The organism is Nocardia sp. NPDC058058 (assembly GCF_042885355.1).
Classification (GTDB): Bacteria; Actinomycetota; Actinomycetes; order Mycobacteriales; family Mycobacteriaceae; genus Nocardia.
In genome coordinates, this window is record NZ_JBHVSA010000003.1 from 1,211,081 (window position 1) to 1,224,164 (window position 13,084).

Annotated in this window: 15 protein-coding genes; 5 read left to right on the forward strand and 10 right to left on the reverse strand. The window is 64.9% G+C overall.

Annotated features, from left to right (window positions below):
• Positions 1-206: 206 nt before the first annotated feature.
• On the forward strand, positions 207-731 hold the full coding sequence (locus ACFVUS_RS29245; protein WP_387773417.1) for a hypothetical protein: 525 nt from the start codon (positions 207-209) through the stop codon (positions 729-731).
• A gap of 64 nt (positions 732-795) precedes the next feature.
• On the opposite strand, the gene ACFVUS_RS29250 is transcribed toward ACFVUS_RS29245, so the two are convergent.
• The 8 genes from ACFVUS_RS29250 to ACFVUS_RS29285 form a co-directional block, all read right to left on the reverse strand.
• Positions 796-1,407, reverse strand: a complete 612-nt coding sequence (locus ACFVUS_RS29250; protein WP_387773420.1) for a TetR/AcrR family transcriptional regulator — start codon at positions 1,405-1,407, stop codon at positions 796-798.
• Positions 1,408-1,500: 93 nt separating this feature from the next.
• Entirely contained in the window at positions 1,501-2,502 is a 1,002-nt protein-coding gene (locus ACFVUS_RS29255) for an NADP-dependent oxidoreductase (RefSeq protein WP_387773423.1), read from the reverse strand.
• Positions 2,503-2,552: 50 nt separating this feature from the next.
• Entirely contained in the window at positions 2,553-3,776 is a 1,224-nt protein-coding gene (locus tag ACFVUS_RS29260; RefSeq protein ID WP_387773426.1) for an acyl-CoA dehydrogenase family protein, read from the reverse strand.
• Between the two features lie 2 nt (positions 3,777-3,778).
• Positions 3,779-4,813: a phosphotransferase family protein gene (locus ACFVUS_RS29265; protein WP_387773429.1), complete on the reverse strand. Its 1,035-nt coding sequence runs from the start codon at positions 4,811-4,813 to the stop codon at positions 3,779-3,781.
• Positions 4,813-5,265 (reverse strand): MaoC family dehydratase, encoded by a 453-nt coding sequence (locus ACFVUS_RS29270; protein ID WP_387773432.1) that lies wholly within the window; start codon positions 5,263-5,265, stop codon positions 4,813-4,815. The genes ACFVUS_RS29265 and ACFVUS_RS29270 overlap by 1 nt, the downstream gene beginning before the upstream one ends.
• Positions 5,266-5,285: 20 nt before the next feature.
• Positions 5,286-6,047 (reverse strand): 3-oxoacyl-ACP reductase FabG, encoded by a 762-nt coding sequence (gene fabG / locus ACFVUS_RS29275; RefSeq protein ID WP_387773435.1) that lies wholly within the window; start codon positions 6,045-6,047, stop codon positions 5,286-5,288.
• 53 nt (positions 6,048-6,100) lie between these two features.
• Positions 6,101-6,853, reverse strand: a complete 753-nt coding sequence (locus ACFVUS_RS29280; protein WP_387773438.1) for an SDR family oxidoreductase — start codon at positions 6,851-6,853, stop codon at positions 6,101-6,103.
• A gap of 246 nt (positions 6,854-7,099) precedes the next feature.
• On the reverse strand, positions 7,100-7,924 hold the full coding sequence (locus ACFVUS_RS29285) for an SDR family oxidoreductase (RefSeq protein ID WP_387773441.1): 825 nt from the start codon (positions 7,922-7,924) through the stop codon (positions 7,100-7,102).
• 236 nt (positions 7,925-8,160) lie between these two features.
• Between ACFVUS_RS29285 and ACFVUS_RS29290 the strand changes: the two genes are divergently transcribed.
• Complete coding sequence (locus ACFVUS_RS29290) at positions 8,161-9,093, forward strand: alpha/beta fold hydrolase (protein ID WP_387773444.1); 933 nt, start codon at positions 8,161-8,163, stop codon at positions 9,091-9,093.
• Here the strand turns inward: ACFVUS_RS29290 and ACFVUS_RS29295 are convergent.
• A complete protein-coding gene (locus ACFVUS_RS29295) occupies positions 9,090-9,755 on the reverse strand; it encodes a TetR/AcrR family transcriptional regulator (RefSeq protein WP_387773447.1) in 666 nt (221 codons plus the stop codon). The genes ACFVUS_RS29290 and ACFVUS_RS29295 overlap by 4 nt on opposite strands.
• A 60-nt stretch (positions 9,756-9,815) precedes the next feature.
• Entirely contained in the window at positions 9,816-10,157 is a 342-nt protein-coding gene (locus tag ACFVUS_RS29300) for a DUF5713 family protein (protein WP_387773450.1), read from the reverse strand.
• 77 nt (positions 10,158-10,234) lie between these two features.
• Between ACFVUS_RS29300 and ACFVUS_RS29305 the strand changes: the two genes are divergently transcribed.
• The 3 genes from ACFVUS_RS29305 (at position 10,235) to ACFVUS_RS29315 (ending at position 13,035) form a co-directional block, all read left to right on the forward strand.
• Complete coding sequence (locus tag ACFVUS_RS29305) at positions 10,235-10,900, forward strand: alpha/beta hydrolase (RefSeq protein ID WP_387773453.1); 666 nt, start codon at positions 10,235-10,237, stop codon at positions 10,898-10,900.
• 80 nt (positions 10,901-10,980) lie between these two features.
• Positions 10,981-11,358, forward strand: a complete 378-nt coding sequence (locus ACFVUS_RS29310) for a hypothetical protein (protein WP_387773456.1) — start codon at positions 10,981-10,983, stop codon at positions 11,356-11,358.
• A 777-nt stretch (positions 11,359-12,135) separates the two neighbouring features.
• Positions 12,136-13,035, forward strand: a complete 900-nt coding sequence (locus ACFVUS_RS29315) for a LysR family transcriptional regulator (RefSeq protein ID WP_387773459.1) — start codon at positions 12,136-12,138, stop codon at positions 13,033-13,035.
• Positions 13,036-13,084 lie beyond the last annotated feature (49 nt).

A 13,084-nucleotide genomic window follows, 5' to 3' on the forward strand; every position in this document is an offset into this window, starting at 1 on the left:
GTCCCGATCCCGCGAGCGGGATCGGGACTATATGCGGGATCGCCGGGGAGGGTCGTAACCGCACCGATCGAGTGGTCACCGCCCGCCGTCGCACCTTCCGGCATCTCCTGCTCCTCCGCTCGTTCGGGGTGTAGAACCACCGTGCACGTGCGGCTCGGCCCGGCTTCGGGCACTACCAGGACACTTCTGGGGCAAAATCGGGAACCGTGGCATCGAGCGACGTGGCGGACATGAGAACCCGCATCATCAACGAGCTCACGCTGCTACGTCGCCGCGGGATGACGCGCCTGCGTGTGACTCCGGTGCCCACGATCGCCGATGTGTCCCGAGTTGTGCTGGGCAGTGATGAACCCGCGGCCATTGAACGGTTGTTACGCCAGGCAATCGACGGATTGGGCGGTGGTCAATTCGGCCGAGCCGGTCTGTTGCTGTTCGGGCCGAGCCCGGGCACGCGCGGCCGCAAACCCAAGGAACTCAGGGAGATGGCCGCGCTGGAACTGGAGCTTCAGCCCGACACTTTCCGCAAGGGGCGCGAGCTCAGGATTCTCGAACAGATCGCCGAGCAAATGATCGGACTTGTTGTGCTGCAACGGGTGACGATGCCATCGGAACCGGCGGAGGACCGTCGAGCCCGGCTCGAGCGTCTTGCGGCGGAGATCGCGGCACTCCCCGCCGCCGACCTCGGCCCGCTTGTCCAATTGCTCAGGTCACGACTCGGAGTTCCGGATTGATCGCGTGTTCATGTGCGGCGTCAATTCTCGAGACCCTCATTGAGCCACGTTGACTACAGCAGGTTCATCGCTGGTTCGGGGGCCGAGCGCCGACGATGCGCAGGGCGAGGTCCACGTAGTAGTCGCCGAGGTCCTCGGGGGTCCAGGGGCCGTTGTCGTGATACCAGCGGGCGATGTCGATGCCGAGCGACAGGATGGCGACCGTGGCCATATGCGGGTTGGGATTGTCGAAAGAGCCGTCGGCTACGCCGGTTTCGATCACGGTGCGGACTTCGGTGTCGATTGCGTGCCGGATGTCTTTGATCTCGCGCTGATGCTCGGGGGAGAGGGCGGCGAGTTCGTAGTTGATGACGCGGGCGACGGTGTGGGCGCGGGCGTGGTGGATGGCGAAGTCCCGCATGAGGGCGATGAGCTGTTCGGTTGGGTCCTCGGATGAGGCGATCGCCGTCCGTACGCGCTCGAGCGTGTGCAGGTGGCCGCTATGCGAAATCTGGTAGAGGAGTTCCTCTTTGGAGCGGTGGTGGACGTAGATCGCGGCGGTGCTCAGGCCCGCGATCGAGGTGACGTCGCGGGTGGTGGAGCCGTGGAAGCCGCGTTCGGCGAAGGCGATTACGGCGGCGTCGAGCAGCCGGGCGCGGGTGTCGTCCGCGCGCGAGCGGTCGGCTGGTTCGGTCACCTGGCCAGTCTCCCATCGGTCGGATCGTGACATGTCAGGCGGGATGTGTGCGGGGAGCGTCCCCCGGCGTGGTAGGCGGGGGACGCTGCCGGATCAGAGCGCCAGGACGAGCTTGCCGGTGTTCGCGCCCGTGAACAGCATGTTCAGGGTGTCACCGAACTGGGCGACACCGCCTTCGACGACGTGTTCGCGGCTCTTGATGCGGCCCTCGGCGATCCATTGCGCCAGTTGCGCACCGGCTTCGGGGTAGCGGTCGGCGTAGTCGAAGACCACGAAACCGATCATGGACGCGCGGAAGACCAGCAGGGACATGTAGCGGGACGGCCCGGGCGGGGGCTTCTGCTCGTTGTAGGCCGAGATCGCACCGCACAACACCACGCGTGCCCCGCGGCGCAGGTTCGCCAGCGCGGCGTCGAGGATCTCACCACCCACATTGTCGAAGTAGATGTCGATGCCCTTGGGAGCGACTTCGCGGATCTGCCGCAGCACATTTCCCGCGCGGTAGTCGATGGCGGCGTCGAAACCCAGTTCCTCGGTGAGCATTCGGCACTTCTCCGGACCGCCCGCGATCCCGATCACGGTGGCGCCCTTGGCCTTCGCGATCTGACCGGCTACGCTGCCGACCGCGCCCGCGGCCGCCGATACCAGCACGGTGTCGCCCTCTTTCAGCTTGCCGACCTCGAGCAGGCCGAAATACGCTGTCATACCGGGCATTCCGAGCGTGCCAAGCCAGGTGGGACCCGAGGCCACGTTCAGATCGACCTTTTGCACGCCCCGGCCGTCGCTGATGGCGTACTCGGTGACCCCGAACGTGCCGCTGACCGTATCGCCGACCGCGAAGTCCGGATGCGTGGACTCGACGACCGTGGCGATGTCGAGGGAGCGCATCACCTCACCGATACCGACGGGCGGCAGGTAGGAGCGGACGTCATTGAGCCAGCCGCGCATGGCCGGATCCAGTGAGATGAAGGAGATCTTCACCAGAATCTGGCCCGACTCGAGCGCGGGCAGTTCGGTCGTGGTCACATTCCAGGTGTCCGCGGTGGACAGCCCGGTCGGCCGTTCGGCCAGCAGTACCTGCTGGGTTTTCGTCATGCGGGACTCCTTCTCCAATAGGTCGAATAAGTCGAATTCACTTGGGCCCCTCAGCCTTTCCGGCCCCAGGACGGATCGCGGCGACGCAGTTCGCGCTGGGCGATGGTGCGCTTGTGCACCTCGTCCGGCCCATCCGCCAGCCGCAGCGTCCGCACATGCGCGTACATGGCGGCCAGCGGGAAGTCCCCGGACACGCCACCGCCACCGTGCACCTGAATGGCCCGGTCGATCACCTTGAGCGCCATCTCCGGAGCGGCGACCTTGATGGCAGCGATCTCGGTGCGCGCGTTCTTGTTTCCGACGGTGTCCATCAGATACGCGGCCTTGAGCGTGAGCAGCCGCACCATCTCGATCTCTATCCGGGACTCGGCGATCCAGTCCTGGATATTGGCCCGATCCGCCACCGGCGCACCGAAAGTCGTGCGGGACTGCGCCCGATCGATCATCAGGTCCAGCGCCCGCTCGGCCATGCCGATGGCCCGCATGCAGTGATGGATGCGGCCCGGTCCCAGCCGTGCCTGGCTGATCATGAACCCGTCACCTTCCCCGGCCAGCAACGCTGTGCGCGGAACCCGGACATTGTCGAACACGACCTCGGCGTGCCCTTCGCGATCCTGGTAGCCGAAGACGGTCAGCCCGCGCACCACGGTCACCCCGGGAGTATCGATCGGCACCACCATCATGGACTGCTGGCGATGCGTCGCCGCCTCGACATCAGTCTTGCCCATCACAATGAGCACCTTGCAATTGCGGTGTAATGCGTTGGAGGTCCACCACTTACGGCCGTTGAGCACGTAATCGTCACCATCGCGATCCATCCGCAATTGGATGTTCGTGGCATCGGAACTCGCGACCGCCGGTTCGGTCATGGCGAACGCGGAGCGGATATCCCCGGCGAGCAGGGGAGCAAGCCACTCGCGCCGATGCTCCTCGGTGCCGAACAGCGTCAGCACCTCCATATTCCCGGTATCGGGCGCACTGCAATTGGTGGCCTCGGGCGCGAGATGCGCACTGCGGCCCATGATCTCGGCGAGCGGTGCGTATTCGGAATTGGTCAGTCCCGCACCGAGTTCGGGATGCGGATGGAACAGATTCCACAGCCCGCGCTTGCGTGCCTCGGTCTTGAGCTCCTCGAGGATCGGCGGATGATAGTGCGGGTCACCGGATTCGGCCATCTGCGCTTCGAAGACGGGTTCTGCGGGATACACGTGCTCGTCCATGAAGGCGAGCAGGTCATCGCGGTAGCGCACGGCCTTGTCCGAAAGCTCGAACATCTCTACTCCTGATCCTGTTGGAGGGCGGCGATTCCGGCGCGCAGCAGCGGATCCACCATGTCGCCCATGGTGTCGAAACCCGCGCCCACGGTCTGGCCGTGAATGAAGCGGTAATAGATGCCCTCGGCGATCACCGCGAGCTTGAACGAGGCCAAGGCGACATAGAACCCGATATGGGTCAGATCCAGGCCTGCGCGATGAGCATAGCGATCCAGCATCTCCGATTCGCCCAGGAAGCCCTGCGCCGCGGCCACATCGGTCACGCCGGGGATATGGTGCGTGCCCATCCGCTGGTACACCAGCAGCAGGCCGATATCGGTGAGCGGATCACCCAGGGTCGCCATTTCCCAATCAAGCACTGCCGCAACACGATCGCTCGCATCGACCAGCACATTATCCAGTCGGTAGTCCCCGTGCACTATGCGTGAAGCAGATTGCGGCGGTACGGATTTGGCCAGCAGCTCATGCAATTCGGTGGCGGCGGGCAGCTCCCGGGAGTACGAGGCGTCGAGCTGCTTCTTCCAGCGCCGCACCTGCCGCTCCAGGAAACCCTCGGGCCGCCCGAAGTCACCGAGCCCGACCGTAACCGGATCGACCGAATGCAACGCGGCGAGGGTATCGATCAATCCGGCCGAGATCGCAGCCGTACGCTCCGGGCCCAGTGCTTCGAGCTCACGCGCGCGTCGGTACGGCGTCCCGGCCACCAGCTCCATCAAATAGAAAGGCGCACCGATGATTTCGGTGTCCTCGCACAGCGCGTAGGTATCGGGCACCGGAACATCGGTATCGGCCAGCGCGCTGATCACCCGATGTTCGCGGGTCATATCGTGCGCGGTTGCCAGCACATGGCCCAGCGGCGGGCGGCGCAGCACGAATGACGTTGTGCCAGAAGTGATCGCATAGGTGAGATTGGATTTCCCACCGGCGATCAACTCCCCGCGCAACGGCCCCTGCGCCAGTTCCGGCCGATGCGCGGCCAGCCAGTCGGCGAGCCGATCGAGATCCAGTCCCGGCAAAGCGGTGTCGGCTGAACTCATCACGGCACCAGCACCGCGACGCTCTCGACCACGCAGGCCGGTTTGCTCACGCCCTCGATCTCCACGGTCACCTTGCTCACGGCCTGGAACCCCAGGCTCGCCGGGGTGAGCGAGATCAGCTCGATGCCCGCGCGCACCCGGGAACCCACCGGGACCGGGGCGGGAAACCGAACCTTGTTGGCGCCGTAGTTGACTCCCATTGACAGACCCTCGACGGTGTAGACCTCCCCGGCCAGCATCGGCAGCAGCGACAGCGTCAGGAAACCGTGTGCCACCGTGGTGCCGAACGGTCCCGCCGCCGCTCGCTCCGGGTCGACGTGGATCCACTGGTGGTCCCCGGTCGCGTCGGCGAACAGGTTGATCCGCTCCTGGGTGATGGTGTGCCAGTCGCTGTACCCGAGATGGGTGCCGACCGCCTTCTCCAATTCACCCAGGCCATCGAAAGTCTTCATCGCTCGAGGTCCTTCCGTATTCAGTTCTTGGGTCCGCCGGCCACGTAGATCACCTGACCGGAAACGAATCCCGCGCCTTCGCTCACGAAAAACGATGCGGTGTGCGCGATGTCGTCCGGCTGTCCGGCGCGCGCGACCGGAATCGTCGCCACCACAGCCTTTTTGAAGTCCTCGAACGGCACGCCCACACGCGCGGCGGTGGCCGCGGTCATATCGGTCTCGATGAAACCGGGTGCGATGGCGTTCGCGGTGACGCCGAACTTGCCCAGCTCGAACGCCAGGGTCTTGGTGAATCCCTGCAAACCCGCCTTGGCCGCAGCGTAATTCGCCTGCCCGCGGTTGCCGAGCGCCGAGGTGCTCGACAGGTTGACGATGCGTCCCCACTTCTGCTCGATCATGTGGGCCTGCACCGCGCGCGACATCAGGAACGACCCCCGCAGGTGCACGTTCATGACGGTGTCCCAGTCGTCGACGGACATCTTGAAAAGCAGATTGTCGCGCAGCACGCCCGCGTTGTTGACCAGAACGGTCGGCGCGCCCAGTTCGGTGGCCACACGCTCCACGGCCTGTGCGACCGCGGTCTCGTCCGAGACGTCCGCGCCGACGGCGAGTGCGCGCCCACCGGCGGCGACGATCTCGTCCACGACTGTCTTGCAAGCGTTTTCGTCCAGATCCAGGACGGCCACCGCCAGTCCGTCATCGGCCAGGCGGCGGGCGACGGCCGCGCCGATACCGCGGGCCGCGCCCGTGACGATCGCGATCCGCTGGGGCTCAGTGCTCATGGTGTTCTCTCCTCGAGTGAGTGTTCCGGGGGAAAGTGAGTGTTCAGGGGGTGTTAGACGCCGCCGGTCAGCGTGACGCCGCCGTCGACGACCACCAGCTGTCCGGTCAGCCAGCTCGCGTCCTGCGAGAGCAGGAACGCCACCACGCCGCCGATGTCCTCGGGTACGCCGAGCCGCTTGAGCGGATAGTTCGCCGCCACCTCGGCTTCGTGGCCTTCATAGAGCGCGCTGGCGAATTTGGTCTTGACCACCGCCGGGGCGACCGCGTTGACCCGGATATCGGGACCGAGTTCGACCGCGAGCTCCTGGGTGATGTGGATGAGCATCGCCTTGCTCGCGCCGTAGAACCCGATGCCCGGTGCGGGTTTGGTGCCCGCCACCGAGGAGATGTTCACGATCGCGCCGCCGTGCTCATGCATCCAGCCCTTGTAGATCTGCTGCACCCAGGACAGCGCGGCCAGGCAGTTCACCTCGACGATCTTGCGGGCCGCGGCCAGATCCAGGTCGACCATCGGCCCGAAGACCGGATTGATGCCGGTGTTGTTGACCAGCAGATCGGCGCTGCCGAAGGTTTCGATGGCGCGCGCGACGGTCTCGGCCTGATGCGCGGCGTCATCGGCCTTGCCCGCGACGGCCAGCGCGTGCGCCGGTCCACCGAGGGCCGCGACCGCCTCATCGAGCGCCTCCTGCTTGCGCGCGGTGATCACGACCTTCGCGCCCTCATCCACCAGCCGCTGCGCGATACCGAGGCCGATGCCCCGGCTCGCGCCGGTGACGATCGCCGTCTTGCCGTCGAATCTGTTCACAGAGTGGTCCTTTCGGAGTTCGGGCGATCCGGACCGGGTGGTCGCGCACCCGGCGCGCGTCGAGGGAGCGACCCGCGCCGGGGCCACTTACTAAGCGCTTGGTAAGTCATGGCCACCATGCGTGACGCAGGCCTCACGGGTCAAGGGTGTGCGGTGCGGACGGGTCTGTGACTCGCGACACATGGTTGCCAGCGTAGCGCGCTCACCAGCGGTGATATCCGGGATGTCGAATCCGGATTCAGGTTCTCAGGAAGTCGCGCTATCCAGCAGGCGCTGCTGATACTGCCGCATTCCGGACAGCCAGCGGTCATAGTCCGCGCCCTTGCGGCGGTACATGTCCAGCACCTCGGGATGCGGCAGGATCAGGAAGCGCTCATCGTCGATCGCGGCCAGCACGATCTCGGCGACCTCGTCCGGGGTCAGTACCGCACCGGCCGAGGTCACCGCGCGGGTCGCGGCCGCACCGAGCGCATCGCCGGAGTTCTCGCCCGCGCGCAGCAGCGGGGTCTCCACACCCATCGGGCACAGGCAACTCACCCGGACGCCGCGATCGCCGTAGGTCACCGACAGCCATTCGGCGAATCCGACCGCCGCGTGTTTGGTGACCGAGTATGCGGCGGAACCGATTTGGGTGAGCAGACCGGCTGCGGACGCGGTGCTGACGAAGTAGCCCTCGCCGCGTTCGAGCCAGCCCGGCAGCAGTAGCCGCGCCGCGCGCACGTGGGCTTGGAGGTTGACGTCGATGGTGGTCGCCCACGCCAGGTCGTCGTCACCGATGCCGACGGGTCCGGCTACTCCGGCGTTGGCGAAATACAGGTCGACCGGGCCGAATTCGGTCTCGGCACGGGTGATCAGCGCCTGGATCTGCGCGATATCGGAGACATCCGCGCCGACCGCGACGGCGGTTCCCGGGTGGTCCTGGTTGATCGCGGCGGCGACGCCCGCCGCGGCATCGGCATCGAGATCGGCGACCACCACCCGTGCCCCTTCGCGCACCAATCGTGCCGCCAGCGCACCGCCGATACCGCCGCCGCCACCGGTAACCACCGCGATCTTTCCCGCGACCTGCACGAGTACTCCTTGTCGAGTCGGAAGCTCGAATCCGGTGCCCGGATTCTGATGATCTCGCCTGTCTACTCGCCCGTGCGCCCGCATTCAAGGGTCTCAGGACGGGGGAGTAGGAGTCTCTCGCAGTGAAAGCGTTGCTGCACAACGCTATTCATCTCGTAGTTGAACTCGGCGTCAGTTTTGCATACCGTGTGTTCCACTCCGGACCGGTAGCTCAGCATGCGAGATGAAGGACAACCGTGACCGCACGAGATCTACGGCAGGACTGGCAACGACTCGGCAGCGCCCAGGTGGCGGCCAATGGCATCGAACTGCGGGTCGTCGAGCACGGCGACGGTGCTCCGGTGGTGTTCTGCCACGGTTTCCCCGAGCTCGGATTCTCCTGGCGGCATCAGGTTTTCGCGCTCGCCGACGCGGGTTTCCACACGCTCACCCCCGATATGCGCGGCTATGGCGGCAGCTCTCGGCCCGAGCGGATCGAGGACTACGACATTCTGACTGTGTGCGCGGATCTGGTCGGGCTGCTCGATGCCCGCGGGATCGAGGACGCGATCTTCATCGGCCACGACTGGGGTGCGTCGGTGGTCTGGCAGCTGGCGCGCGAATACCCGGAGCGGGTGCGCGCGGTCGCCGGGTTGAGCGTCCCGGCTACGCCGCGCTCGTCTCGGCCGCCGGTGCCGATTCTGCGTTCGCGGCTCGGCGACGATTTCTACATGGTGTGGTTCCAGGAGCCCGGGGTCGCGGACAAGGTGCTGGCCTCGGACGTGCGGCGCACCCTGCTGCAAGACGAGGTGCTCAGCGCGCGGAGCTTCCTCGATACCGAATCCGCCGAACCGCCGTTGCCGCCGTGGCTCACCCCGGACGAATTCGATTACTACGTAGAGACTTTCACCGCGACGGGCTTCACCGGCGGGCTCAATTACTATCGCAATCTCGACCGTAGCTGGGAACGCACCGAGCATCTCGCCGATACCAAAATCACTCAGCCGTCCCTGTTCATCGCGGGCTCGGCCGATCCGGTCATTCAATTCACGCCGCTGGCGAAAATGCCTGCGGTGCTTACGGATCTGCGCGGTTCGATCATTCTCGACGGCGCGGGACACTGGATTCAGCAGCAGCGTCCGACCGAAGTCAACGCGGCTCTGATCGATTTCGCCCGCGAAATCGGCTAAACGGAGCCGTCGTTCCCGGGGGTCAACTGCAAGCCGTTGATCCACAGCTGGGTCAACGTCGCCACCAGCTTCTCGAACGAAATCCGTTGATTCTGAACGAAAACCGTATACGCCATCCGGCTCACCATCGCCGACAGCGCATGCGCGGTAATGGTCGGATCCAGCTCCGCGCTCGCCTGCCCCGACTCCTGTAGCGCGCGAATCATCCGGGCATTGCGCTGCACGAACGCCTTACCCCGCTCCACCCGCATCCGCCGGAAATTCTCATCGACATGCGCGACCTGCTCGAACAACGCCATCAACCGGGCATTGCGCTTGTACGACAGCAGATAATCCCGATTCGCCATCTCGATCAGCGTCCGAGCATCGGTCACCCCGCTGCGCTCCCGCAAATGCGGATGCAACATCTCATCCTGCACCTGCTCCACCAACGCCGCGAAAATCTCTTCCTTACTGTCGAAATAGGTATAGAACGACCCCGAAGCCATCCCCGCCGCCTTGGAGATATCCGAAATCCGGGCATCGAGATACCCATCCCGCTCGAACACCTCTCGAGCCGCGACAATAAGCGCCTCCCGAGTCCGCACCCCCCGCCGAGTCCGCGGCACACCCCGCCCGGATTCCCCTTCGACAGCAACGGATTCGGCCACCAACCAGCTCACAACCTGTCAATCAACGGACGATTATCGAGGTGGCAACCGTATCACCGGACCGGATCCCGCTCACCAGTCTCGGGTGGCGATCAGTTTCTCCGCATCGGCGTCGGTGAAACTGTAGGCGGCCGCGATGAACGAGAAGTCCTCGGCGATCTCCTCCCGCGCGACCGTCTCGATCTCGCTGCCGGCCGCCTCGAACTCCGCTTCCAGGACGTTGAATTCTTCGGTCGCGGCCTGGGTGAGCTCGTACAAAGCCGCCAGATCCGAAGGGTTTTCGGCCTCGATTCGCTCGCATAGGCGTTGCAGGATCGCGGTGCCCTTGTCGAGAACGTGATCGGGGAAGTACGGGTCCGCGTACAGCGGTTGCAGGAACATGCGGGTCGCCACCTGGTTGTTCGTGATCGCCATGGCGCTCCATCCATGAGAGGTGATGTGTGTGTTGATCATGCAGCAGCCCACCGACATTCCGGAGGTAGTGTGCGTAAGTGACCGACGTGATCATCCTGCACGGGGCCTGGCATCAGCCCGCCCACTACGCCGCGCTCGCCGATCTACTGCGTTCCCGGAACCTGTCCGTTCAGGTGCCCGACCTCTATGAACTGTCACTGGCCGAAAGCACCGAAAAGGTCGAGGCCATCGTCGCCGAGGCATCGAAACCGCCTGTGGTGGTGGGGCATTCGTTCGGAGGCGTCACCGCGGGAACCGTGCGCGGCGCATCCGCATTGGTCTTTCTCAACAGCTGGATCCTCGACGTCGGCGAATCACCCGCCGAGCTGCTCGCCCAGGCGCCAGGCGAGCCCGGTGAGGGCCTACTCGCCGCACCGGATGCAGAAGGCCGACTCCGCCTCGACCCGGCTGACGCCCGCGCGAAGCTCTACGGCGACCTCGACGACTCGACAGCGACCCGTGCACTCGACTTGCTCCGCCCCGAACCGCCCTCGATCTTCGCCGCCACCCCCACGCACGTGAGCTGGCACGACACCCCTTCGATTTACCTACGCGGCCAACAGGATCGGACTATCGCCACACCCCTGCCGGACCGCTTCGCCACCCGTTGCTCGCGCACCGAGACCTGGGACACCAGCCACTCGCCGTACCTCAGCCACCCCGTCGCCGTAGCCGACCTCATCGAGCGATCGGGTGCCTCATAGGTCGGATCGATCCGTAGTATCCCTGGAACGTGTTTCATCGTGAACGAGTTGGGGGTGGGACGGTGAATCTGTTCCAGCAGATGGAGATTGACAGCGCGATCGGCGAACTCGCGGTCGAGCTATTGGATGCGAACGCCACCGGAGCGAGGCTGCTGTTCCGGCCCGAACAGACACCCGAAGGCGAATCCCTCGGAATCGGTTTCTCGTCCGACGTCCGGGACGACCTCGAGTTGTCGGAGGACCTCTACGCGGCCATCGTGCAGCTGGTCGGGATGCACAAGGAGTCGGGGACCGGGTTGATCGGCGCGGTCTACGAGTTCGAGAAGAACCCTGACGACAGTTGGGGAATGGGGCAGCAGTACGAATACGGCGAGCCCGATCCGCACTTCTTCGCGGCCCGCGCGCAGGGCGCTAAGGCCGGCCGAAGGGGTGGCTGGCGGCGCTGGTTCGGGCGGTAACCTCGGCAATGCGGGTCGTGTAATCAGCGCGCGCGAAGGCCGTCGAGGATGAGCGTGACGACCGCCGCAGCGTCGGCTTATCAGCTTCCACCGACAGCCATCCACGGCAGAGGCCGCGGTCAGTCCCCAACACCCGACGATCTCGTCGCCGTCGTTGGCGAGGCGGCGGCGAAGTTCGACGAGGCGCGGTTCGTAGGTTCGGCGACCGCCACTTGTTATGCCGACTCGTCGTAGTAAGGGACTGTCCGATGTCGTTTCGGAACTTAGGATTTCGGATGGCCGTTCATTTCGGGGCATGTGCGCTCTCCACAGTCCTATCGAAGGCGGCGGTCAAGGTCGGCACCAGCAGGTAGACCACGATTGGGACCACGATGACGGTGAGTAACAGCGTGCGCAGGGGCAGCGGTGTGTGGGCAGTAGCGGGTCCAATTAGCGCAAGCGTGATCGTGATGGTCGGGTAAACCGCACTCCAGGTAATGAGCGCTCGCCGGTGGATCGACGACCGATCCGCAACCATTTCTCTGCCATAGCGCCGATGTCGCGAAGCATCTGAGTGCATATCCCCTCCGAGCCAATTGGTGATGAGTCGTGCGATGTGGGGGTCGGCACCCACCTCTGATTCTCCGTCCCGATCCGGATGAGCCGGAGAAGCGAGGTGGGTTGCCGCCCTGGGCCCGAAAAGATCATCAGCTACCTGTGCGTGGTCGGTCAATCCTCGGTTTACCTTGGCAATCCCCAAGATTCAGCTTTCAGCGGGCACACATTACGGTGAGTTTCGTGCGGATAACCTTCGACGACCTCAGGGTATTTGTGGCGGTCTGTCAGGCTGGCAACCTCAGTGCTGTCGCCCGCGACCTAGCGTGTAGCCAGCCTGCAGTAAGCCAACACGTCAAGCGGCTCGAACAAGCAACGGGCGTGCGTCTGCTCGAGCGCGGACCCGATGGTGTGACCCCCACTTCGGAAGGGCTTGTGCTGTACGCGGCAGCGCGGGATGGCATTGTCGGGGTGGACCAGGCATTACGCCAGCTCGGTGAGATGGCCCGCGGCCAAGTTGGTTGCGTCCGCATCACAACTGGCGCGACAACCATCCGGAATTTCATGTCCGAAGCCGTCGTCGATTTCCGCCAACGCCATCCCCACGCGAGACTCGATTTCCGCACGATCATCTCCAGCCGGCGATGCTTCGAGTCCCTCGCCGAGGGCGTGGTTGACCTGGCGTGGGTAACCATCGCCGATTCGATTCCCGGCATCGAACAACGCCCAGTTGTGGAACTGCCTTGGGTGCTGGCCATCCGAGACGACGACCCCTTGGCTGACCGGTCCTCGATCACACCAGCCGATCTCACCGAGATCCGACACATCCAACTTCCGGACAACGCCGTATCCCGCATCCATCTCGACACCGCACTGAACCGACTCGGAATCCAACTGGCGCCCGAAAGCGGTGTCGCAGACTGGAACACCGCGGTCCTGCTCGCTGAGCTCGGGGCGGGCCATGCCATCGTTCCCTGCCTCCCCTACGATTCCGCCGCCGCCGCGAACCGACCGATTCGATTTCAGCCCTTGCCATTCCTTCCACCCCTGACGGTCGGATGGGCTGCCCGCCGCTGGGAAACACTCAGCCCGCTGGCAGGAAGCTTCGCCGACATGGTCGAAGAACGATGCCGAAACCGATGAGAACGCGCCAGGCTGGCGTGCGCGGTGCATTACCTCGTGGGTAATCGAC